The organism is Neobacillus sp. SAB-20_R2A, from assembly GCF_049568635.1.
GTDB classification, from domain to species: Bacteria; Bacillota; Bacilli; order Bacillales; family Cytobacillaceae; genus Neobacillus; species Neobacillus citreus.
In genome coordinates, this window is the sequence record NZ_CP145895.1 from 2,682,920 (window position 1) to 2,706,641 (window position 23,722).

At 40.8% G+C, this 23,722-nt stretch carries 23 protein-coding genes, 1 pseudogene and 1 riboswitch; of the genes and pseudogenes, 15 read left to right on the top strand and 9 right to left on the bottom strand.

Going from position 1 to position 23,722, the window contains the following annotated elements; genetic code table 11:
- Positions 1-82: 82 nt before the first annotated feature.
- Genes V5M37_RS13120 through V5M37_RS13130 form a run of 3 tightly spaced genes read right to left on the bottom strand, consistent with a single transcriptional unit; the run spans position 83 to position 3,396 of the window.
- On the bottom strand, positions 83-1,723 hold the full coding sequence (locus V5M37_RS13120; RefSeq protein WP_423802317.1) for a PhnE/PtxC family ABC transporter permease: 1,641 nt from the start codon (positions 1,721-1,723) through the stop codon (positions 83-85).
- Positions 1,716-2,477, bottom strand: coding sequence for a phosphonate ABC transporter ATP-binding protein (locus V5M37_RS13125; protein ID WP_423802318.1), 762 nt, complete (start codon positions 2,475-2,477; stop codon positions 1,716-1,718). The genes V5M37_RS13120 and V5M37_RS13125 overlap by 8 nt, the downstream gene beginning before the upstream one ends.
- A 16-nt stretch (positions 2,478-2,493) precedes the next feature.
- Positions 2,494-3,396: a putative selenate ABC transporter substrate-binding protein gene (locus tag V5M37_RS13130; RefSeq protein WP_423802319.1), complete on the bottom strand. Its 903-nt coding sequence runs from the start codon at positions 3,394-3,396 to the stop codon at positions 2,494-2,496.
- Between the two features lie 272 nt (positions 3,397-3,668).
- Between V5M37_RS13130 and V5M37_RS13135 the strand changes: the two genes are divergently transcribed.
- Together V5M37_RS13135 and V5M37_RS13140 are read left to right on the top strand one after the other, a co-directional pair.
- Positions 3,669-4,139 (top strand): hypothetical protein, encoded by a 471-nt coding sequence (locus V5M37_RS13135; RefSeq protein WP_423802320.1) that lies wholly within the window; start codon positions 3,669-3,671, stop codon positions 4,137-4,139.
- Positions 4,140-4,265: 126 nt separating this feature from the next.
- Entirely contained in the window at positions 4,266-4,562 is a 297-nt protein-coding gene (locus V5M37_RS13140; RefSeq protein ID WP_423802321.1) for a spore germination protein, read from the top strand.
- Between the two features lie 27 nt (positions 4,563-4,589).
- Here the strand turns inward: V5M37_RS13140 and V5M37_RS13145 are convergent, their stop codons facing one another.
- A complete protein-coding gene (locus tag V5M37_RS13145) occupies positions 4,590-5,900 on the bottom strand; it encodes a nucleobase:cation symporter-2 family protein (protein ID WP_423802322.1) in 1,311 nt (436 codons plus the stop codon).
- Complete coding sequence (locus V5M37_RS13150; RefSeq protein ID WP_423802323.1) at positions 5,900-6,493, bottom strand: xanthine phosphoribosyltransferase; 594 nt, start codon at positions 6,491-6,493, stop codon at positions 5,900-5,902. Before V5M37_RS13150 ends, V5M37_RS13145 begins: the two co-directional genes overlap by 1 nt.
- 127 nt (positions 6,494-6,620) lie before the next feature.
- Positions 6,621-6,722, bottom strand: a riboswitch (purine riboswitch).
- 279 nt (positions 6,723-7,001) lie between these two features.
- Between V5M37_RS13150 and V5M37_RS13155 the strand changes: the two are divergent.
- From V5M37_RS13155 to V5M37_RS13170, 4 genes and pseudogenes are all read left to right on the top strand, one after another.
- A pseudogene (locus V5M37_RS13155) lies at positions 7,002-8,656 on the top strand (AMP-binding protein).
- 11 nt (positions 8,657-8,667) lie between these two features.
- Entirely contained in the window at positions 8,668-10,215 is a 1,548-nt protein-coding gene (locus V5M37_RS13160; protein WP_423802324.1) for an acyl-CoA carboxylase subunit beta, read from the top strand.
- Positions 10,216-10,461: 246 nt separating this feature from the next.
- Positions 10,462-11,652, top strand: a complete 1,191-nt coding sequence (locus tag V5M37_RS13165; RefSeq protein ID WP_423802325.1) for a glycine C-acetyltransferase — start codon at positions 10,462-10,464, stop codon at positions 11,650-11,652.
- Positions 11,653-11,679: 27 nt separating this feature from the next.
- Complete coding sequence (locus tag V5M37_RS13170; RefSeq protein WP_423802326.1) at positions 11,680-12,642, top strand: L-threonine 3-dehydrogenase; 963 nt, start codon at positions 11,680-11,682, stop codon at positions 12,640-12,642.
- A 32-nt stretch (positions 12,643-12,674) separates the two neighbouring features.
- On the opposite strand, the gene selD is transcribed toward V5M37_RS13170, so the two are convergent.
- Positions 12,675-13,727 carry a selenide, water dikinase SelD gene (gene selD, locus V5M37_RS13175; protein WP_423802327.1) on the bottom strand — a complete coding sequence of 351 codons (1,053 nt, stop codon included), beginning with the start codon at positions 13,725-13,727 and terminating at the stop codon, positions 12,675-12,677.
- Between the two features lie 122 nt (positions 13,728-13,849).
- On the opposite strand from selD, the gene V5M37_RS13180 reads away from it, so the two are divergent.
- Positions 13,850-14,089, top strand: coding sequence for an Rdx family protein (locus V5M37_RS13180; RefSeq protein ID WP_372447556.1), 240 nt, complete (start codon positions 13,850-13,852; stop codon positions 14,087-14,089).
- 80 nt (positions 14,090-14,169) lie between these two features.
- Here the strand turns inward: V5M37_RS13180 and V5M37_RS13185 are convergent, their stop codons facing one another.
- On the bottom strand, positions 14,170-14,574 hold the full coding sequence (locus tag V5M37_RS13185; RefSeq protein WP_423802328.1) for an Hsp20/alpha crystallin family protein: 405 nt from the start codon (positions 14,572-14,574) through the stop codon (positions 14,170-14,172).
- 102 nt (positions 14,575-14,676) lie between these two features.
- On the opposite strand from V5M37_RS13185, the gene selA reads away from it, so the two are divergent.
- Positions 14,677-16,083: an L-seryl-tRNA(Sec) selenium transferase gene (selA, locus tag V5M37_RS13190; RefSeq protein ID WP_423802329.1), complete on the top strand. Its 1,407-nt coding sequence runs from the start codon at positions 14,677-14,679 to the stop codon at positions 16,081-16,083.
- A gap of 66 nt (positions 16,084-16,149) precedes the next feature.
- Here the strand turns inward: selA and V5M37_RS13195 are convergent, their stop codons facing one another.
- On the bottom strand, positions 16,150-16,290 hold the full coding sequence (locus V5M37_RS13195; protein ID WP_213115690.1) for a small acid-soluble spore protein P: 141 nt from the start codon (positions 16,288-16,290) through the stop codon (positions 16,150-16,152).
- Between the two features lie 113 nt (positions 16,291-16,403).
- Here V5M37_RS13195 and V5M37_RS13200 point away from each other — a divergent pair, with 113 nt between their 5' ends.
- Positions 16,404-16,673, top strand: a complete 270-nt coding sequence (locus tag V5M37_RS13200) for a hypothetical protein (RefSeq protein ID WP_423802330.1) — start codon at positions 16,404-16,406, stop codon at positions 16,671-16,673.
- Positions 16,674-16,733: 60 nt separating this feature from the next.
- On the opposite strand, the gene sspO is transcribed toward V5M37_RS13200, so the two are convergent.
- Positions 16,734-16,883: a small acid-soluble spore protein O gene (gene sspO / locus V5M37_RS13205; RefSeq protein WP_423802331.1), complete on the bottom strand. Its 150-nt coding sequence runs from the start codon at positions 16,881-16,883 to the stop codon at positions 16,734-16,736.
- Positions 16,884-17,205: 322 nt separating this feature from the next.
- On the opposite strand from sspO, the gene acnA reads away from it, so the two are divergent.
- From acnA to tlp, 6 genes are all read left to right on the top strand, one after another.
- Positions 17,206-19,911 (top strand): aconitate hydratase AcnA, encoded by a 2,706-nt coding sequence (gene acnA, locus V5M37_RS13210; RefSeq protein ID WP_423802332.1) that lies wholly within the window; start codon positions 17,206-17,208, stop codon positions 19,909-19,911.
- A 596-nt stretch (positions 19,912-20,507) separates the two neighbouring features.
- Positions 20,508-22,205 carry a ribosomal protection-like ABC-F family protein gene (gene abc-f / locus V5M37_RS13215; protein ID WP_423802333.1) on the top strand — a complete coding sequence of 566 codons (1,698 nt, stop codon included), beginning with the start codon at positions 20,508-20,510 and terminating at the stop codon, positions 22,203-22,205.
- Positions 22,206-22,321: 116 nt separating this feature from the next.
- A complete protein-coding gene (locus tag V5M37_RS13220; protein WP_423802334.1) occupies positions 22,322-22,858 on the top strand; it encodes a peroxiredoxin family protein in 537 nt (178 codons plus the stop codon).
- Between the two features lie 133 nt (positions 22,859-22,991).
- Entirely contained in the window at positions 22,992-23,123 is a 132-nt protein-coding gene (locus tag V5M37_RS13225) for an FbpB family small basic protein (protein ID WP_066304847.1), read from the top strand.
- Between the two features lie 65 nt (positions 23,124-23,188).
- Positions 23,189-23,329 carry an acid-soluble spore protein N gene (locus V5M37_RS13230; protein ID WP_217034550.1) on the top strand — a complete coding sequence of 47 codons (141 nt, stop codon included), beginning with the start codon at positions 23,189-23,191 and terminating at the stop codon, positions 23,327-23,329.
- A gap of 136 nt (positions 23,330-23,465) precedes the next feature.
- On the top strand, positions 23,466-23,696 hold the full coding sequence (gene tlp, locus V5M37_RS13235; RefSeq protein ID WP_423802335.1) for a small acid-soluble spore protein Tlp: 231 nt from the start codon (positions 23,466-23,468) through the stop codon (positions 23,694-23,696).
- The last annotated feature ends 26 nt before the right edge of the window (positions 23,697-23,722 follow it).

The window sequence follows — 23,722 nt, forward strand, 5'->3', positions numbered from 1 at the left end:
TAGCCCGGTGTGTAAACGATAGTATGTGATTGTTATTAACCAAAAAAGCCGCCGATCCAATGATCGAGCGGCCGTAATCTCCCTATTTCACTGTTTTCCGCGTACTTTCCGATGCAAAGTCCGCGATGACAACAAGAATCATATAGCAAAGCAGCAGCAGGGTAATCTGCGTGTATTGAAAATAGCTCATGGCTAGTTTAAAATCCATGCCTAGACCGCCTGCACCAACGAATCCAACAACAATCGTGGTTCTCATAATCACTTCCCAGCGATATAACACATAGGTTAAAAACCTTGGCATAACAATGGGAAGAATCCCGTAAAACAATGTCTCAATCTTAGAGGCACCAGATGCAGCCAAGTTGCGAATCGGCCGTGGATCCATATCCTCAATTACCTCTGCCCATAGCTTTCCTAGAATTCCAAAATTGTGCAAAGCAAGGGCAAGTGCGCCTGGCAAAATACCCGGTTTTAAAATGAAAATAATCATCATCGCCCAGACCAATTCCGGAACGGAACGGGAAAAAATATAAACGAGACGGACCAGACCGTATAGCGGCCAATTGTACCATTTTTTCGAAATGGTCAGGTTACCGCTCGCAATATTACGCGCAGCTGGAATCACCGTTAAACAGGCTGCAATGGTCGAAAACCCAATCGCCATTACGCTCATTTCCAGCGTCTCATAGGTCAGTTTTAACGCAGAAGCCCAGCTTTCGGCATTGAAAAAGGCTGGATTGTTTTCATTTAAACCAATTAATCCTCCAAAAAACTTTCCCGCGTATTCCGCATTTTGATCAGAGAAAAGGTCAAATATATCGGCATGGTCGATAATATAAATATATATCCACGAACCTGCAATCAGCAATGACGCCAAAAGAGCGGCACGCCAGCCTGAACTGAAACCACGCTGGCGCTTTCGATCTGTTAAGCTTTTGCGGACAAAATTACTCCAAATATCCACAAGTACAACCAAGGCAATCAAATAAAATACATAGGTCCAAACTTGGTCGTATTTCAAATCTGCAAGCGAAAGTTGAATTTGATAGCCAAGACCGCCGAGACCGACAAAGCTCATAATTGCCGAAGAACGAATCGAGCATTCAAAACGGTACATCGTATAACTAATCATATCAGCCCAAACTAATGGCAAATACCCGTAAAAGAGGACCTCAAGTTTGGAGGCCCCGGCTGCCAATAAAGCTTTTATTGGCTCTTTGGGTACATCATTTAGCATATCGGCGAAAATTCGGCCAAGAATCCCGCCGTATGGAATTGCTAAGGCAAATATGGCAGCAAACGGGGAGAAACCGATGGCAGACACGAACAGCCACGCCCAAACCAGTTCGTGAATCGAACGGGTAAATCCTAATATTCCTCTGAAAAATACCTTATTGGCAAGTCTAGATGCCCGTGAAGATGTTAACGTCCCCGATGCGAGGACGCCGACAATAAAAGCATAAATAATGGCTAGAGACATTCCTGCTACGGCATATGCCAAAGTAATCCAGGCGGCTTCAAGACCTTTCGATAAAACCTCAGAGCTTAAATCCGGTTGAAAGAGACCTTTAAAAATTTGCCCCAATGTTGGAATTCCGCCAGCATGGTACACCTCATCTGCATCCCATTTGACCGAAAACAAACTCCATCCGAAAACTGCCAACAAAATCAATGAAAGAATAAATCGTTTATGGAGCCGAAAGGAGGAGTTCCATTTATGCATGGCTCGAATGCTCCTTTAGACTGTACAGTTCGGTTAACATTTCATCGGTTACCTTTTCTGTAGGCAAATCAAAAAATATCGCACCGTTTTTTAAGGAAATGATTCTGTCAAAATATTTTCGTGCATATTCAACTGAATGTAGGCTGGCAATTAGCGTTTGGTTATCCTCTGAAACAATTTTAGTGAGCATCGACAGAACGTCATCAGCCCGTGCCGGGTCAAGGGAGGCAACTGGTTCATCTGCCAAAATAATCTCCGGTTTTTGAACCATTAGTCTGGCCAATGCAACACGCTGCTGCTCACCGCCGGAAAGGGTAGAGGTGATTTCATAAGCTTTATCCGCGAGACCGACACGTTCAAGCGCGCTAATTGCCGCATCTTTTTCCTGTGGGACGAGCAGAGATATCAATGATTTCACGGTTCCCCATTCCGCTAATTTTCCCGCCAAGACGTTATGGATCACTGCTAGCGGACCGATTAGATCAAATTGCTGACGGATAACCCCAACCTTTTTCGCGAAGGCTTTTCCTTTTTTATAAGAAGAGATGTCCTGGCCGTCAATGACCATTTCACCACTTTCCAAAGGTACGAGGCGGGCAATTGAATTTAACAGCGTCGATTTTCCGGCGCCGCTCGGGCCAACCAATGCCACCAGTTCCCCTTGTTTAATGGTAAAAGAAAGGGAAGATAAGGCTATCTTCCGCTCAAAATGTTTTGTTAAATTTTTTATATCAATCATGATTTTTGTAGTCATAGATGACAAACACCTACTATTTAATAATCTCTAGTTCTTTGGCTACTTTTTCAATTTTGCCATAGTTTCCGTTATTTGTTTCGATAAACTTGTCGGTTTGGAACAAATCAGCCATTTCTTTTGGCTCTCCATTGAAAGAAAGGAGGGCATCCTTAATTTTTTGCTCTGCGCCTTTGCCAAATTTCTTGTCGATCTCTTTATTAATGGTCCAGTTATAGTCATAGTAAGGAGGTGTTGTATAGAATACCTTTACCTTGTTCGTATCCACTTTACCTTCTTTAACGGCTGCTTCCCAAACGGAAATATTTAATGCACCCGCCTGGAAGGAACCGGATTCGATTAACTTATAGGTTGTGTCATGTGAGCCGGAAAAATTAGGCTTACCATTAAAGTCTTTGTTCGGGTCAATACCCGCTTCTGAAAGGAAATAACGCGGCATTAAATGGCCGGATGTTGAACTTTCACTGCCAAACGTAAATGATTTCCCTTTTAAATCCTTCAAGGAATTAATGCCGGAATTAGGCTGAGTGATAAACACTGATTGGAACTCAGCATCCCGCGGCCGTTGAACGATGGATTTAGCCTCAGGGACAAGGTTTCTAGCCTGAACACTTGTTAATCCGCCAAACCAAGCCATGCTGATTTCACCGCGCTGGAATCCTGTTACTAAAGCGGCATAATCAACAGAAGGAACGAACTCTACCTTTAGGCCAGTTTTCTCGTTTAAGTATTTAGCGACTGCATCCATGCCTTTTTGCAAGTCGGCGGCATTTTGGTCCGGAATGGCTCCGATTTTAAACACTTGATCTGTTTTTTGTTCTTTCTTGCCTTCACTAGATTTTTCATTATTGTTTTGACCACAGGCGGCTAATGAAAATACCATCATCACCAGGATCATTACAGAAAACCACTTTTTCATAAAAGATACCCACCTCAATTGTCAATTACTAAAAAATGAATAGAAATAAATATTAACCTTCCTAATTATAAGGAAATGTTAGTACGTAATAAATTCAATTTATCGATTTATTCAATCGATTAGTATCGATTATTCGAATAGATAAAACCCCTGTCGGTCTGACAGGGGCAGAAAATTTCAATTTATACAGTTTGCTGTGACGAAAAAATAATGTCAGCAGAAATGAATAGGTTTTGATTTTGGAGGCAATTTAAGGAAAAAAGGATAAATGTATGATTGGATTAATTATCGCCATCCTCATTTTTAATTTTATCGCTTTTAAGTTCAATAGGGTTTTAACTCTTAATCAAATTGTTCATATTTGGTGCTTCACAATTGCCTTTCAAACGACTTTCGATGTTTTTATAGAATTTAAATACCAAGCTTATTGGTATTTCAATAAAGAAGTTGATTGGGCTGGTGAAATTCCTCATTTGTTCGTGGTTCCACCTGTTAATATGATTTTTTTAAATTGGTTTCCTTTTAAAGGAACACATGTAAAAAAGGCATTCTATATAATTTTATTTGTGATTGCAATCTTAGGTTACGAGATGATTACGCTATTCCCGGAACCTTGGGGATATTTCCATTATGGCTGGTGGAAGCTTTGGCATGCTGCCATTTTAGACCCCATTTTGCTTTTAATATTATTGGGGTATTATAAATGGATATGCCGGTTGGAGAAAAGGTCGATTTGCCAATAATAGGATTGCATAGAGAGGCAGAGAAACGCTCTCTCTTTTTTTATTTTATTGATGAAATTGTATAAACAGGCTTGGCTGCTTGTACATACTCTAATAAAAATGACAGTCGTAAAAGGAGGGAGGGCGATGGGCATATTGAAGGATGGTATCAGCATCGGAACCGTATCAGGAGGAATCGTAAACTTTGGCGGGGCAGTGATTATTTCACCCATTTCGGTTACCAATACCGTTTCAGGTTCAGGCTCCGGAAATACGGATCCCGGTGGTTCTGGAAATACGGCACTTACTGCCGCAAGCAATCTGCTTCAATCAATTGCGGATAATCAGGGATTATTGGGTTCAGGAAATACGAGACAATCCAGAGCAGAAAGTGCAGGACATAGAGGTAATAAAATGGCGGTAAATAGAAGACGGGGCCGATAGCAGCCCCGTCTGATTATTTTTTATGATTTATGATACTTTTAATCCTTTTGCTGTTTGAACTTGCGTCCGCTTAGCGGGTTTGATGACATTGAAGACAATGTTTAGAAAGATAGCTGTTAAGCTTCCAGCAACAATCCCGCTATTCGTAAGAATCTTAACACTCTCAGGCAGATGTGCAAATAAATCCGGAACGGTAGTTACACCTAAACCAACTCCAACAGAACAAGCAATGATTAATAGATTCTCTTGTGAAGAAAAGTCTACTTTACTAAGCATCTTGATTCCAGAAGCAATGACCATCCCAAACATAGCAACCATTGCTCCGCCAAGTACAGCAGTTGGGATAACTGTTGTTAATGCCGCAATTTTCGGTACAAACCCTAGAAAAATTAAAATTCCGCCCATTGTATAAATAACGCTCTTATCCTTAACCCCAGAAAACTGGACAAGCCCAACATTTTGCGAGTAAGTGGTGTATGGGAATGAATTGAAGAATGCCCCAATTACACTTGCCAACCCTTCTGCACGATACCCTTTCACTAAATCCTGTTCCGTCAACTTTCGGCCCGTGATATCACTTAAGGCAAAATAAACACCAGTTGATTCTACAAGGCTCACAATCGCTACAATTGTCATCGTAATAATCGGTGCCAGTTCAAAAGAAGGAGTTGCAAAATGTAAAGGTGTTACCATATGAAACCAGGATGCATCACCAACTGCAGAAAAATTTACTTTTCCCATGAACGCTGCAGCAATGGTACCTGCTATCAAGCCTAATAATATAGAAATAGCCCGTATGAACCCTTTAAAGAAACGATAAAGAATAATGATAAATAATAACGTACCAAATGCCAGCACAATGTTTGAAATTGAACCAAAATCAGGGCTGCCTTGACCGCCGGCAACATTATTCATTGCGACAGGAATTAGTGTCGTTCCAATAATCGTCACAACAGAACCCGTTACGACTGGAGGGAAGAAGTGAATCAGTTTACCAAAGTATTTCGCAATCAACATGACAATTAATCCGGAAACTAGGATCGAACCATAAATAGAGGACATGCCATACTGATTTCCAATGGCAATAATCGGGCCTACTGCCGTAAATGTACAGCCAAGGACAATCGGAAGACCGATCCCAAAATAACGATTCTGCCATACCTGTAATAATGTAGCGATACCGCTTGTTAATATATCAAGAGAAACCAGATAGGCAAGCTGTTCATTCGAAAGATTGAGGGCACCGCCAATAATAAGCGGAACAATAACTGCTCCTGCATACATAGCGAGAACATGCTGAATTCCAAGGGATGCTGTTTTAAGTGTTGAATTTTTCATTATACTAGCTCCTCTACTTTTTCAGATTTAAAAGTGACTTCACCGTTAGCGAGGGAAGCAACGCGGGCTAAAGATTCAACTCTTATTCCTTGGTCGGCTAGCATTTTTGCACCGTCTTGGAAGGACTTTTCGATGACTATTCCTACTCCGGCCACTTCGGCGCCGCTTTGGTTGACAATATCTATTAACCCTAAGGCTGCCTGACCATTGGCAAGAAAGTCATCAATAATAAGAACTTTGTCCTCAGCCTTTAAAAACTTTTGCGCAATCGAAATCTCGTTAGTTTCCTGCTTTGTAAAGGAATGAACAGAAGCGGTGATCAATCCTTCGGTTAATGTGAGTGATTTTCTTTTTCTGGCGAAAATAACTGGAATATTGAACTGTAGGCCCGTCATAACTGCAGGGGCAATGCCCGAAGATTCAATGGTGACAATTTTGGTGATTCCCTCGTTAGCGAAGCGCTTCGCAAACTCTTTGCCAATTTCAAGCATTAATTCTGGATCAATTTGATGGTTTAAAAAAGAATCAACTTTTAGGATTTGATCTGATAAAACTTGCCCGTCATTTTTGATTTTTTCCTGTAATAGTCTCATGTTGTACCCCCATTTTTAAAAATAAAAAACCCAAAGGCCGTCCCCACATCAAATTGAGTGAGGTAATGGCCTTTGGGCTTAGTGTCCGAAAGGAATAGAATGGAAGTACGCTTTAAAAGAAAAGCATCCGTTCTCATTACCCACTCATAGTCGAATCGTTTACGGCAATTCGGTAGAGACTTGCGGGCCATATTCCCGCGATTATATGAGTGAAGCCTTATTGAATTCATTTCAAATTATATCACGGTAAATCGAGAAATCAATCACTTTTTTCGCAAAAAGCGAATAATGTACTAATAATTTTTTTATTTTGTTCGTCTTTTAGAAACCCTTCCCGTAAGTATCATAGAAGGATTGAACAATTAGCCCATTTCAGTTACTATTAAAATGTACGTATATATTAGAAAATTGTGAAAAGGGAAATAAATATCACTAGAGGATACTAACCGGTTAGGATGTTTGGGCCCAATCATAATTTTCATATAAAGAATAATTGGAGGAATGAAAGATGGTTGAAAAAATCCGCCCCTATTGGCCAGCTGATGTACCTGCCAACTTTACCTATTTACAAGGTGAAAAACCACTTTTTGCTTATTTAGAGCAGCATGGGAACGAGCGCCCAAATGACACTGCCTATATTTTTTATGGACAAGAGGTCACTTGGGGACAACTCTTGGAGTACGTGATCGCTTTGCTGGCTATTTACATAAAAAAGGGGTTAAGAAAGGCAGCTGCATCGCCCTTTATTTGCAAAACTGTCCGCAATATATTATTGCTCATTTCGCCATACAAAAACTTGGTGGAACGGTTGTGCCACTAAACCCAATGTTTAAAGAAAATGAATTGGCCTATTATTTCGAAGAAGCACCAATTAAAGGGATTGTAGCTGGTGCAGAAATTTACCCTCTTGTCAAAAAAGCGATGGAAAAGTCCCGCAACCTGAACTTTATAGTGACTGCTAACTATCAAGATTTTCTCCCAGACCAGCCTCAATGGAAGTTTCCTGAAGAATTGCTTGTACCAAAACACCACCTCACAGAAGCAGATGATTTCACCACGATCCTTCAAACTGAAAATCCGTACGAACATACTGAACAAGTTGATTTGTGGAATGATATTGGGTTAATGGTCTTTACCTCCGGAACCACCGGACGCCCAAAAGGAGCAATGCTCACATTTGGTAATGCCCTTTTTAAATCCGCAGCCGCTGCCCATTCAAACGTTATGAAGGACGATGAAATTTTATTGGCAAGTGCTCCATTATGCCATATTGCTGGTATGTTGATGGGGTTAAATTCAACCATTTATTCGGGCAGGCCATGTGTGTTATTTACTCGTTTTGATCCGCTTGCAACGGTCGACGCCATAGAAAAGTACCGTGTTTCCTATTGGTATAGCATTGCGCCGATGAATTGGGCCATTTTACAAATTCCAGGCATTGCCGAAAGAGACTTGTCCAGTTTAACAACCAATCTGGCCACCAGCTTTGGAGTTCAGGTCACACAAGAGCTTTCAGACAAATGGAAAGCGGTTACGAAGGGCTGCCCGTTATTCGAGGCTTCCTATGGTTTAAGTGAAACTCATACATGTGACACGTTTATGCCAAAGGATAAAGTGAAGTTTGGTTCCTGTGGAATCCCTACTTTTGATACAGAAATTCGCATCCTTCATATCGAAACAGGTGAGGAAGTGCCTGCAGGCGAGCAGGGTGAAATTGTCGTGAAAAATCCGGGTGTGTTTAAGGGGTATTTAAACCGGACGGAAGCAACAGCCGAAACGCTTAGGGATGGTTGGGTTCATACTGGTGATATCGGACGCCTTGACGAGGATGGATATTTGTATTTCATGGGACGAGTAAAAGAAATGATAAAAAGCTCAGGCTACAGTATTTTTCCAGAAGACGTCGAAGCACTTCTCAATTTACATCCGGCTATTCGCCAATCAGCCGTTATCGGCGTGCCTGATCCTGTAAAAGGAGAAGTTGTCAAAGCATTTGTCGTACTGCAGGATTCGAATAAGGAAGGCTTGACTCCTGACGCGATCATCTCATGGGCAAAAGAAAACATGGCTGCGTATAAATATCCACGTTATATAGAATTCATTGATCAGCTGCCGGCAACATCATCCGGAAAGGTATTGCGAAAATTATTAAAAGAAGAGTAGGAGATTATACAATGGAGTTATTACAAAAATTATCAAAGGATTTACAGGACAGAAAAGAAGCGGCACTTTTAGGTGGCGGATGTGATAAAATCGCTGCCCAGCACGAACGCGGACTATTAACTGCACGCGAAAGAATTGAAAAATTTGCTGATGCCGGCAGCTTTATGGAGCTTGGCATGTTAAATACATCCGATGTAAAGGGAACCGAGCATAAAAGCTATGGGGATGGACTAATCATTGGTGTCGGTAAAGTGAATGGCCGGTCAGCCGTCATTCAGGCCGGGGACAAGACTGTTTTTGCCGGGACGGAAGGTGCCGTTCACATGCGGAAATCCAAAAGTATCCATGAGTTTGCGGTTAAAAATGGCCTCCCAATGTTTGCACTGCATGAAGGCGGCGGATTGCGGATGCCGGATGGAATGGGTTCAGACGGTTTCAGCGATAAACTTTTCCCGCGTGAGATGCTGACAGTTCACCGCCAAGTACCGACGATGACGGCCATCTTGGGAGACAGCTTTGGCGGTCCTACTTGGACTGCTGTTTCTTCAGATTTCGTCACCCAGCTGCAAGGAACCTGTATGGCGATTGCCGGACCACGGATGCTTGAGCTCGCGAACGGGCAGAGGATGATACCGGAAGAATTAGGCGGGGTCGATATTCATAACCGCTTTACCGGACAAATTGATGATGATGGGGCAACGGAAGAAGAATGCTTTGACCAGTTGAAAACCTATTTTTCATATATGCCGCAAAACAGTGGTGAACGCCCGCAAATGAGACAGACGAATGATGATCCATACCGCTTAGTAGATGAGGTTTTCAATATACTGCCGCAGCAAAACAACCGTGTCTATGATATGAAGAAAATTATTGAAACGATTGTTGATGATGGCATCTTTTACGAATATCAACGGAAATTCGGCAAAGGCTTGATTACATCGTTTGCCCATTTGAACGGGCATGTGGTCGGAATTATCGCCAACCAGCCAAACCAATTTGCCGGAGCACCTGGCCCGCATGAGTGTCAGAAGGCGACTGAGTTTATTTGTCTTTGTGATTCCTATCATATCCCGCTGATTTTTCTGCACGATACTCCAGGTTTCCGTATCAGCAGTGAGGCAGAAAAAGCAAAAATGCCAACAAAAATTATGGTCTGGAATCAGGCGTTGGCTTTATCAACTGTACCGAAAATCTCCGTTGTCATCCGTAAAAGTATCGGTGCTGCATACGGGAATATGTGCGGTCCGGGCATGGGCGGTGATCTAGTGGTCGCTTGGCCTAGCGCGGAAATTAATTTTACCGGACCAGAAGTCGGGGTGAATGTCGTGTTTGGCCGCGAATTGGCCCGCTCTGAAAATCCAAGTGAGGAACGGAAAAAACTTTTAGAGCTTTGGTCATTTGATAGTTCACCATATAAAGCGGCAGCGAAGCATTTGATTGACGATGTCATCCAGCCCAATGAAACACGAAAATTCCTTTGTCAGTCACTTGAATACTTATTAACCTCAAAGCGTGAAAAAAGCGAGAGGCTGCTAGCGACTTGGCCGACGGGTATATAAACTTATGGAACCTTTCCATCGTGGAAGGGTTCTTTTTTTTTTGCGTCCTAAATGGGCAAACTAATAAAAAATATTTTAAAAAAATGTCCACCTGGGGTGAACATTCTTGTGGAAATGTGATAAAGTATAGTAAATGAATCCTTTTATAGCAGGGTTTATATGGAGTGTAAATGTCCACCTCAGGAGGACAATTGTATTTTTAAAAAATACATAAACATCGTTTTTCATGATAAAGGAGGATTTGATATGTCCAGTAAAAAGCTAGAGCATTTTTTAAATGAAAATCTTGAGGATTTAAAGGGAAAAGGCCTATATAACGTCATCGATCCGCTTGAAAGTCCAAATGGACCGGTGATTACGATTAACGGCAAGGAACTTGTTAATCTTTCTTCCAATAATTATTTAGGATTAGCAACCGATGAACGGTTGAAAAAAGCTGCTGCCGAAGCGCTTGAAAAATACGGAGTGGGGGCAGGAGCTGTTCGGACTATTAATGGAACTCTCAGGCTTCATCTAGAGCTGGAGGAAAAATTAGCTGAGTTTAAACATACAGAAGCAGCCATAGCTTATCAATCAGGTTTTAATTGTAACATGGCGGCTATTTCCGCTGTCATGGATCAAAACGATGCGATATTATCAGATGAACTTAACCACGCCTCTATTATTGACGGCTGCAGACTGTCCAGAGCTAAGATCATCCGTTTCAACCATTCTGATATGGATGATTTGCGCGCCAAAGCCAAAGAAGCAGTCGAGTCTGGTCATTATAACAAAGTAATGGTCATTACCGATGGTGTTTTTTCGATGGACGGGGATATCGCGCTTCTGCCAGAAATCGTTAAAATTGCTGAGGAATTTGACTTGATTACCTATGTAGACGATGCACATGGTTCAGGTGTACTCGGTGAAGGTGCAGGGACGGTCAAACATTTTGGACTCTCCGATAAGATCGATTTTCAAATTGGTACTCTATCAAAAGCAATCGGAGTTGTCGGTGGTTATGTTGCCGGAAAGCAAAACTTAATTGATTGGCTGAAGGTTCGCAGCCGTCCGTTCTTATTTTCCACTTCCCTAACACCTGCTGATGTGGCTGCAAGCAAACGTGCAATCGAGATTTTAATGGAAAGTACTGAGCTTAATAAAAAGCTTTGGGAAAACGGAAACTATTTGAAAAAAGGATTAAAGGACTTGGGCTTTAATATTGGAAATAGTGAAACGCCGATTACTCCATGTATCATTGGCGATGAAAAATTAACTCAGGATTTTAGCAGACGGTTAAATGAAGAAGGGGTTTATGCGAAGGCGATCGTATTCCCGACCGTTCCTCGCGGGACAGGACGGCTCCGCAATATGCCGACAGCAGCCCATACGAAAGAAATGCTTGATAAGGCCATCGCCATTTACGAAAAAGTCGGCAAGGAATTAGGAATTATTTAAAGATTTTACTGACAGAGGATGATATAGATGAAACGTATATTAATAACGGGTGCTTTAGGTCAAATCGGTTCTGAATTAACCTTAAAGCTTAGAGATATTTACGGATCGGACAATGTTATTGCTACTGATATAAAGAAAAACAATAGCGAAGCGGCATTAAGTGGTCCGTTTGAAGTGGTCGATGTGACCGATGGTAAAACAATGGTGGAGACGGCCCGGAAATATAAGGTGGATACGGTGATGCATTTAGCAGCCCTATTGTCAGCCACTGCCGAAGCAAAACCAGTTTTCGCTTGGAACTTGAATATGGGCGGTCTGTTAAATGCGCTAGAGACAGCTCGCGAAATGAATGCACAATTTTTCACCCCAAGCTCAATTGGTGCTTTTGGTCCATCAACACCGAAAGACAATACGCCACAGGATACGATTATGCGCCCTACCACCATGTATGGTGTCAATAAAGTAGCCGGTGAACTTTTGGCGGATTATTACTTTGAAAAATTCGGTGTTGACACACGCGGTTTGCGTTTCCCTGGATTGATTTCCTATGTGGCACTTCCTGGAGGCGGTACTACCGACTACGCTGTGGAAATTTATTATGAAGCAATAAAAAATGGGCGCTATACGTCGTATATCGATAAAGGCACCTATATGGACATGATGTATATGCCGGATGCATTGAATGCCATCGTGGATTTAATGGAAGCGGATGGTTCTAAGTTGAACCACCGTAATTCCTTTAACGTGTCTGCGATGAGTTTCGACCCGGAAGAAATCGCGGCAAGCATCAGAAAATATATACCTGGTTTTAAAATAAACTATAATGTAGACCCAGCTCGTCAAAAAATTGCCGAAAGCTGGCCAAATTCTATCGACTCCAGCGCTGCTAAGCAAGAATGGGGCTTCAAATACGACTATGATTTAGACAAAATGACCAAAGATATGCTTGATAAATTAAGCCAAAAATTTCAATTGAAAATCCCAAGTTAAAGAAAAACAGCGAAGCTCTTAAAGCTTCGCTGTTATCTTTTCACATAGATCAATTTGTCATTTTTCTCGGTTACTCGTCCAATGATAGAGGCATCTGCCAATCCACGTGAATGTAAGCCATCCACATAAAGCTTTGCATCTTTTTCGTTAATTGAGACAAGCAAACCCCCAGAAGTAATCGCATCACATAAAACAAGCTGCTCTTCAGGAAGAATGTCCTCGTACACAACATCATCAGATATCCATTTATGATTAGACTTAGAGCCGCCAGGGACTACGCCATTTTTCGCTAATTCGATGGCCCCTTCAAGAATTGGCACCTGGTTAAATGAAATTTCAAAGCTCACATCACTCCCTCGTGCCATTTCACTTCCGTGTCCTAACAGGCCAAAGCCGGTCACATCGGTCACAGCACTTGGAGTAAATGGGAAGAGCTCTTCAGCAGCGGTTTTATTCAGCATTGCCATTGTTTCTGTCACGGCTTGTTCTTGCTCCGGAGTTACGGCATTTCTTTTAATCCCAGTTGTCAAAATTCCAACGCCAATTGGTTTTGTCAATATTAGGATATCTCCAGGCTTTGCTCCGACATTTTTCCAAACTTTTTCCGGATGGACAATTCCTGTCACGGATAACCCAAATTTCGGTTCCTGATCATCGATGGAATGGCCGCCAACCGTGAGGGCCCCAGCTTCTTTAACTTTATCTGCAGCACCGCGTAAAATATCTGCAAGCATATTCGCTCCGAGTTTTTTTATAGGGTAGCCGACGATATTCAATACAGTCTTTGGTTCTCCACCCATGGCGTACACGTCGCTTAATGAATTTGCGGCTGCAATCTGGCCGAACATATACGGGTCGTCCACAATTGGAGTAAAGTAGTCTACTGTTTGAATCAGCGCAATCGTATCCGTTAATTGATACACACCCGCATCATCGCTAGTTTCATTCCCGACAAGTAATTCGGGAACAGGGTCTTGTTTTGGTAAAAGACGCAAAACTTGCGTCAGGTCCTCTGGACCAATTTTACAGCCTCAACCAGCCTTAGTTGATAAAGAGGTTAGGCGAATCTTTTCCTGCTCACTCATTATGTACACCTCCCATTAAATAGTATACCTATTATACTAATAGGTGCAAAACATTTGCGGAATAATAGTTGAAAAGATAAAATGTTTCTACCATATACATAATGAAAAGCAGGAGGTCATCAATGAAAAACTTTCATGTAATTGTTGAATTTTGCATGCAGTGAAACTACGCACCAAAAGCCGCGAGTTTCGCGGAGGAACTAATCACGCATTTCCGGCGTGATATTTCAAAATTGGAATTGATTCCAGCCTCAGGAGGAATCTTCGAGGTTACCGTGAATGGGGAAAAAATCTACTCTAAAGATGAAATAGGGTTATTCCCAGATACAGAAGACATTATTAAAATCATGGAGTCAAAATAACAAAAACCCTCACATTTCAACTGTGAGGGTTTTAAATTGCCGGTAATTTTATTATGTAAACTGTGTAATAAAAAAGTAAATCAAGGCAGCGTAATATACCGATTTTTTCCTGAACCATTATTTATTTTTGATATAAAGATCTCTAAAACATTATTTTGAAAGGAAGCGTTTATACAATGATTAATTATAGAGAAAGGAAAGTCAATTGTACGGGTCTTTTTTGGATGTCGTGATGGGAATGTGTAAGAATGTTTTTGCGCTGTAATGACAAGCTGTGTATTATCAGTTTTTACTTTAATCTCCGAACTGACATATTCATTTAATGATGCCTCAACAATCCAATCTGTTTCGGTTTCGTATATATCAATTCTGAATTGATATAAATCGCAATGGGTTGTAGATGGATCCAAAAAATAATTTGTTAACCATTTTTCCATTTTCTCAAAATCTACAACAGAATTTCGAGGCAGGTTTTTCTTTTTCAAAATATTATTCCTCCTTACACGTTTCATTTTATTCAAGGAGCCGAAAAATGTTAAAAATGCTATAATAGGACAAAAGAAGGATTTTAAGGAGATATTTATTGCATGAAAGAAACCTTGCGGAGCATTCCACCTGTACATGAGCTTCAACATCACCCACAGTTTAAAGTGTTGATTGAACAAAATCAGCTTGATGCAGTAGCCCTGACTAGTCTTCTAAAAGACATTCTGGATGAGACTAGACAAGCAATCATCCGCCAACAGTGGCTAGGGCCATTGCCTGGAACGGAATCGTTTATTGATGAAATTTTTCAACAGCTGCAATATAAAATTAAAAAACAGCTTTCATATACATTAGAAAAAGTTATTAATGCAACAGGCACGATTTTACATACCAACCTTGGCAGGGCTAGGTTAAGCAATGCCGCTATTCAACATGTAGTGGAAGTAGCTCAAAACTATTCCAATCTTGAATATAAGTTAAATGAAGGGGAACGTGGTTCTCGCCATAGTCATGTTGAAGCCTTGATTAAAGAGATTACTGGGGCCGAAGCGGCGATGGTCGTGAATAATAATGCTGCTGCTGTTTACCTTGTCTTAAGAGCCTTGGCCAAAAATAAAGAGGTCATTGTTTCAAGAGGACAGCTTGTTGAAATCGGCGGATCGTTTCGAATCTCTTCGATCATGGAGGAGAGCGGTGCGACATTAATCGAAGTTGGGACAACCAATAAAACTCATCTTTATGATTATGAAAATGCGGTGACGCCCGACACGGCTATCATCATGAAAGTTCACACCAGCAATTTTAAGGTAATTGGTTTTACAAAATCGGTTGAGTCAGAGGAATTAATTCAGCTTACAAAAACCCGTGAAGATGTCCTTTTCTATGAGGATTTAGGGAGCGGTGCGTTATTTGACCTAAGAAACCATGGAATTGGGGACGAGCCGGTAGTCAAAGAAGTAATTGGAATGGGTGCAGATGTTGTCACATTTAGCGGGGACAAGCTGTTAGGAGGCCCGCAGGCAGGAATTATTGCTGGGAAAAAGGCAATTATTGATCGATTGAAAAAACACCAGCTTGCGCGAGTGGTGCGGGTGGATAAAATGACACTTGCGGCGCTTGAGGGTACATTACTAGATTATGCCCGTGGTGAAAAGACAATGAAAAATATTCCGGTCATCCGTGATTTATTAATTTCTGTCAATGAATTAGACGAAAGGGCAGCAAACTTTGTTACAAATTTGTTACAAAGGACAACTGCTTTTCAGGCAAATATTTTTCAAGCAACAAGTCAGGTCGGAGGAGGCACAATGCCGGATGTGGAATTGCCTGCAAGGGTTATAGCCTTAAGGCATGAATCCTTAACGGCCGAGCAGCTTGGCAGGAAGTTGAGAACGGAGTCGAAGCCTGCTATCATTGGCAGAATTCAAAAGGATGAATTTTTAATTGATCTGAGGACTGTTACTAAGGAGGAAGAGGAGCAGCTCCTAGATACATTGTTACATATTTAAGAAAAACGAAAGCATCGTTTCAGTGAATTCTGAATCGATGCTTTTTTCATTTAGCTAATCGTTAAATTACATATCATGGCTTGAATTATGTTTTTGACGCGTATGGTTGCGATTTTTCACTTTTTTTGACCCGCTTAAAGGCTCCGGCTGGCCGGATTGTTTTGGGGCATTTCTGCGCATATCTGTCCCGTCATTTTTGTTGGTCATCATTATCCCTCCTCATCAGTTAGGATGCGGTCAATCATTCTTTTTATGTGCTGAATATTTTTTTTCGTTCTGTACAATTTAATGGGTAAACAATTTAAGGGGGAATCCTAAAGATGCAAAGAAATCCTTATAACAAGAATAAACAGGAAGCTTTTCAAGCTGCTCAGCAGGGGTTTGAGAATGCACAGGGACTTTTCGAAACGATTGTCAGCGACAGTGCTAGCTATGGACATCAATTAAAGCATTTAAAAAATGAAGTGAATGAGGCATACCAGCAAATTGAGAATGCGCTCGAAGTGGCTTCTGAAACACAAAGGGCACAGCTTGAGAGATTCCAGCAGGATCTAAAACAAATTGTTACTGATGTAAATGATTTTCATTAATAAGAAAAAGCGGGAATCCCGTCCCGCTTTTTCAATCCATTTCAAGCAATGGAAGCATCTTTATTGATTCTTTTTACGTTTTTTATTGTTTTGTCTTTCCATTTCTGTAAGGGGTTCATTGGCCATCTCTTCATTATAGCCTGCACCCATACCTTGCGCACCAGCTGCATTCATTCCTGGTATGACATGCTTCGCCTTTCTTTTTGCCATTAACCTTCACCTCCTGTTAAAATTACTATCTCCATTCGGACGAAATTAATGACAAATAAAAGTTTTTTTGCCATAATGTAAGAGGGAATCCTTCGGATGGCAAAAGAAAATTTTACATAGGTAATGATAGTTTTTTCAAAATATTCCGAATAAATTACATAAAAAACCATAAGAAAAACTTATCAATCACAATAACTTTCTTGTTATTTACTTATGTAATCGGTTGTATTAAGATTATTTTTGTGAGAAAAGTAAAAGCCGGATGGGGATTTTTCAACTTTTCGATTTTTGTATTTTTATGACGTATAAGGGGGTTACTACCATGGCGAAAAATGATGTGTTTAACGCACGATCTTCCTTTGACGTAAACGGCAAAACTTATCATTATTACCGTCTAAACGCTTTGGAAGAAGCAGGCATTGGCAACGTGTCCAAATTGCCTTATTCCGTAAAAGTATTACTTGAATCCGTGCTCCGCCAATATGATGGCCGTGTTATTACAAAAGAGCATGTTGAAAATCTTGCAAAATGGGGAACAGATGAACTTAAAGAGGTAGATGTACCTTTCAAGCCTTCCCGTGTAATTCTTCAGGACTTCACTGGTGTTCCTGCAGTCGTTGACCTTGCTTCCTTAAGAAAAGCAATGGCAGACCTTGGCGGCGACCCAGACAAAATCAATCCTGAAAAAACTGTTGACCTTGTTATCGACCACTCTGTACAGGTTGATGCATATGGTAACGAAAATGCATTAAAAGTTAACATGGATTTAGAATTCGAACGTAATGCTGAGCGTTACCAGTTCTTAAGCTGGGCACAAAAAGCATTCAATAACTACCGCGCAGTTCCTCCTGCAACTGGTATCGTTCACCAGGTTAACCTTGAGTACTTGGCTGATGTTGTTCATGTTGCTGAAGTTGACGGCGAGCTTGAAGCTTATCCAGATACACTTGTAGGTACTGACTCTCATACAACTATGATTAATGGTCTTGGCGTTCTTGGCTGGGGCGTTGGCGGTATCGAAGCAGAAGCAGGCATGCTTGGACAGCCTTCTTACTTCCCAGTACCAGAGGTTGTAGGGGTTAAATTAACTGGTGAACTGCCAAACGGTGCTACTGCTACTGACCTTGCATTAAAAGTAACACAAGTTCTTCGTAAGCATGGCGTAGTTGGCAAATTTGTTGAATTCTACGGACCAGGCGTTCCTTCATTACCGCTTGCTGACCGTGCAACAGTTGCGAACATGGCTCCTGAATACGGTGCAACTTGCGGATTCTTCGCAATCGATGAAGAATCACTTGGATATATGCGCTTAACAGGCCGCGATGAAGAAGCAATCAAAGTTGTTGAGGCATATTGCAAAGCTAACGGCTTATTCTTCTCACCAGCTGATGAGCCAGTTTATACTGACGTAGTCGAAATCAACCTTGCTGAAATTGAAGCAAATCTTTCTGGTCCTAAGCGTCCGCAGGATTTGATTCCACTTTCACAAATGAAGGAAGAATTCGTGAAAGCTGTTTCTGCTCCTCAAGGCAATCAAGGCTTCGGCTTAGGTTCTGATGAGCTTGAAAAGTCTGCAACCGTTAAATTTAACAATGGTGACGAAGCAGAAATCAAAACAGGTGCAGTTGCGATTGCTTCTATCACAAGCTGTACAAACACCTCTAACCCATATGTTCTAGTGGGTGCAGGTCTTGTTGCGAAGAAAGCTGTAGAACTTGGAATGGAAGTTCCTAAGTTTGTAAAAACTTCTTTGGCACCAGGATCTAAGGTTGTAACTGGTTACCTTCGTGATTCCGGCTTACTTCCATACCTTGAGCAAATCGGCTTCAACCTTGTTGGTTACGGCTGTACAACATGTATCGGTAACTCCGGTCCATTAAAAGAAGAAATCGAAAAAACAATCGCGGAAAACGACCTATTAGTTACATCTGTTCTTTCCGGTAACCGTAACTTTGAAGGACGTATCCATCCGCTTGTAAAAGCTAACTACCTAGCATCACCACCGCTAGTTGTTACTTATGCATTAGCTGGAACAGTTAACGTTGACTTTGAAAAAGATCCTATCGGAAAAGACAAAAACGGCAACGACGTCTTCTTCAAGGATATCTGGCCAACTACTGCTGAAGTAAATGAAGTAGTAAAACAAACTGTAACACCTGAACTGTTCCGTAGAGAATACGAGAACGTGTTTGGCGACAACGAGCGCTGGAATGAAATCAAGACAAGCAACGAGCCATTATATACTTGGGATGAGGATTCAACTTATATTGCAAATCCTCCATTCTTTGAAGGTTTATCTAAAGACCCAGGTGAAGTAGAGCCATTAACTGCTCTTCGCATTGTTGGTAAGTTTGGCGACTCTGTCACAACTGACCATATTTCACCTGCAGGAGCGATCGGCAAAAATACTCCAGCTGGTAAATATTTATTGGAAAAAGGCGTTCAGCCTCGTGACTTCAACTCTTACGGCTCCCGCCGTGGTAACCACGAAGTTATGATGCGCGGTACGTTCGCAAACATCCGTATCCGTAACCAAATCGCACCTGGCACAGAAGGCGGCTTCACAACTTACTGGCCAACAGGTGAAGTTATGTCCATTTACGATGCTTGCATGAAGTACAAAGAAGAAGGCACTGGCTTAATGGTTCTTGCTGGAAAAGACTACGGAATGGGATCTTCCCGTGACTGGGCTGCAAAAGGTACAAACCTATTAGGCATCAAAACTGTTCTTGCTGAAAGCTTCGAACGTATCCACCGTTCAAACCTTGTATTAATGGGCGTTCTTCCACTTCAATTCAAAGAAGGCGACAACGCAGAATCACTTGGTTTAACTGGCAAGGAAACATTTGAAGTTCAAGTTGATGAGAACGTAAAACCACGTGATCTTGTAAAAGTTACTGCTACTGCTGAAGATGGCAGCAAGAAGGAATTTGAAGTAGTTGTACGTTTTGACTCTGAAGTTGAAATCGACTACTACCGTCACGGTGGAATCCTGCAAATGGTTCTTCGTGAAAGATTACAAGGCTAATCCTAGAATAGTAAAACACCATGCGTGAATGCGCATGGTGTTTTTTGCATTTTCTTATATTTGTCCAAGCACCTCACTTATTAGCACCATATAATATCACATAATACCTATCGTATTTTTACGAATATCAGAAAGAGGAGTGAGTAATATGGCATGTGGTTGTGGCAAGTCATCTAAACAAGTAAGACCCAATAATGTAAATTATTATTCGCCAAATCGAAGAAATGTATATAGAAAGCAAACAGATCATTTGAATAAACAAGAAGGTCAAAATCAAGTACAACAAGATAATAACAAAAACCAGAAGTAATCCATAAATCCTCATTTTGAATTTTGTTGACAATTATGCTTATACTTGCTTAAAATTGGATTAATCAATCGTAAAGGAATGAACAAAGGACCGATGAAGTTTTAATCTTATTTTTCAGAACATGATTCGAATAAACGAAAAATGTTGAACCTGAAGAATGGGATAAATCTGTCCTTTTTTATGTCCTGATTATAAGCTGATGCTAATAACCTTTAGAAAGGTTTATTTTTGTGTTGCTTTTAATAAGACATTTCACTCTCTTCAGGTTCATGGAGGGAGTTTTTTTATGAACAAAAATAATGTTATTTTAAGTGTAAAAAGATTAGAAAAGAGTTTTCATTTACGAAAAATCTTAGATGAAATCCAGTTGGATATTAAATTTGGTGAAAGAATCGGTCTTGTTGGTTACAACGGCAGCGGCAAAACGACATTGGCCAATCTCATCTTGGGGAAGGAAGAGCCGGATCGGGGCCACATAGAAAAGTCACCTGATCTGAAAATCGGCTACCTATCTCAATCAATTGATTATGAAGTAAATGATTTTCAGGAATCCTTAAAAATACGTGAGGTTTTTCAGCTCGCCAGCGAGTTAGGATTGAAAAAGGTTCAAAATTGGCAGGATGAAATGCTGGAGCATTTAAGCGGCGGCGAAAAGTTAAAACTTGTTCTTTCAAGTATATGGGCTTCAAAACCGGACCTGTTAATTTTGGATGAACCGACAAACCACCTAGACTTTAAAGGTGTTAATTGGTTAATTTCTGAAATAGAAAAATTCCCGGGTTCTGTTTTGATAATCTCACATGACCGACACTTTCTTGACCGAACGGTTAACCGGGTTTTTGAGTTGGAGGATGGAAAGCTTCAGTTTTACCAAGGAAATTATAGTGAATACCGTAAGGAGAAGGAGCGTAAAAGAGCGAACCAACAGCATCAGTACGAAGTGCAGCAGCGCCAGATTGAGCGGGTAGAAGAGCAAATGGACCAATTAAAATCCTGGTCGGATAAAGCGCATAGAACCTCCACAAAAGAGGAAGGTTTTAAGGAATATCACCGGGTCAAAGCAAAGAAGCGTGACGCACAAATAAAGTCAAAAATGAAACGACTGCAGAGTGAACTGGGCAAAAACAGGGTAGATAAACCTTTGGAAGAAACAAAGGTTAAATTTGAGTTTGACAGCTACGGAAAAAGAGGGAAGCGTATCATTGAGGCAAAAAAACTTTCCATGGCTTTTGGTGGCAGATACCTTTTCCAAAATTCCCAATTTTACATTAATTATGGAGAGCGGATTGGACTCCTTGGCGAAAATGGCTGCGGGAAAACAACGTTAATCAAAATTATTATGGGATTGGTTTCACGGACCGACGGAGAATTGTGGAAGAGCGATTCATTAAGAATTACTTACTTAAGCCAGGATGTTGCTGATTTGCCTGTTGAAAAAACAGCAATCGAAGCATTGGGATTAACCGACCGCGATCACATTTTTAAAGCAAGAACCCTGCTTGCCAATCTGGGGCTTAAGGAACAATTCATTACAAAACCTATTGGAACGTTAAGTCTTGGTGAACGGACCAGGGTTAAGCTTGTTGATATGTTATTGAAAGACTATGATGTTTTAATTCTGGATGAGCCGACTAATCATTTGGATTTGCCCAGTAGAGAACAGCTTGAAAAAACATTGTCTGAGTTTACTGGGACAATTATCACAGTTTCTCATGATTATTATTTTTTAAATAAACTTTGTAATCGGCTTTTGGTGTTTGAAGAACAGCAAATAAAACGATTTGAAATGGGACCGGAGGAGTTTTTTGATAAAGAGAATAAAAAAGTTGAAGGGGACCAAAAAGAAATCCTAATGGTAATTGAAAACAAAATTGCCGCAGTACTTGGGGAGTTAGCACTTATTGACCGCCAAGATCCAAAATATCCTCTATTAGATAAAGAATTTAATGAATTGCTAAAACAGAAAAGGAATCTAATTGGGTAACGGCTTCAGGGCTCTTCCGTTAACTGTCACAAAATCGAAATATGTATGCTTTGTTTCAACTGAGTTTATAGTGTAAAATCAGGGTAATTGGATTATGTATAAAGGAGAGATTCGGGATGATGAAGAAAGTCATTGCTGCCGTGTTATTGATATCATTATTAACCGTAGCAATCGTCCAAGCAGTAAATAAAAAGGCAGAGAAACCCGAAACCGCAAGCCCGACAGCAGCTGCTCAAAACGGCCCGGCAATCGGTGCCAAAGCACCTGATTTTGAACTTAAAACTTTGACTGGAGAAACCGTCAAGCTATCTGATTTAAAAGGTAAAAAAGTTATGCTGAACTTTTGGGCGACTTGGTGTCCGCCATGTAAAGCAGAGATGCCTGATATGGAACAGCTTCATAAAGAAGCAGGCGACGATATAACCATCCTAGCAGTAAATATCGACCCGCAATTGGATGTTCAAGGATTTGTGAATGAATATAAAATAACGTTCCCAATCCTGCTTGACGCTGAGGATGCAGTAAATGAAAAGTATCAAGTCCTATCAATTCCATCGACATATTTTATTGATAGCAAAGGAGTCATTCAAAATAAATTCGTTGGTTCCATGAAGCTTGAGGAAATGAAAGAATTTACAAGCAAGTTGAAATAAACGTTGGATTAAACATCCAGCGTTTTTTTTTTTATAAAAAAAATAAAGAATTAAATTTTCAAAAAGTTGTAATAATTTAAACCGTTATTGGTGATAATAACTGTTAGAATAGGACATAAGGAAGGTGATACAAATGAGAAAGCCAAGAAAACGTTCTTTTGCAGAACTAGTATCTGAAAATAAATCACAACTTTTAAAAGACCGTGCTGCAATGGAAAAAATTGAACAGCGCATTGAAGCAAAGCGCCTCGGTAAAGCTGAGTAATTAAAAAAGTTTACCATTCATTCATCTGCCCTCTTTGGACAAAATGTTAGTAAGGGGGGATTAGAATGGGTAAAGGTTATCAAACAAAACGCTTCCGTCCAACACATGTGGGGACGCAGCCAAGACGTTCAACTGCGAATAAGGGTAATCAAATGGGCGATACATCCGGCCAACACGCCCAGGTTATGCAAACTAAAGGCGAGTAAATATAGAAAAACCAAGACCCGGTGTGAACTTGCGCTGGGTCTTTTTATTTTGTTAATGAATTTTTTTCTGTGATATTTTTTAGCCATCGATACAAACTATATCTGTAACATGAACAATTATTTAGGAGGAGTTTACATGCCTTATAACAACAAACCAAACCCAGATGATCGCAGCGATAATGTTGAGAAACTGCAAAACATGATTGAAAATACGATTCAAAATATGGAGGCCGCTGAAGAATCAATGGCTCTAACGGACAGTGATACGCAGCGCCGGCAAATTCAAGAAAAAAATCATCGCAGAGAAGAAAGCATCGAATCTTTCCGTTCAGAAATTAAGGATGAAGCAAATAACACCCAAGAATAAAAAAGAGAGGGACCAGTTCATCAAGG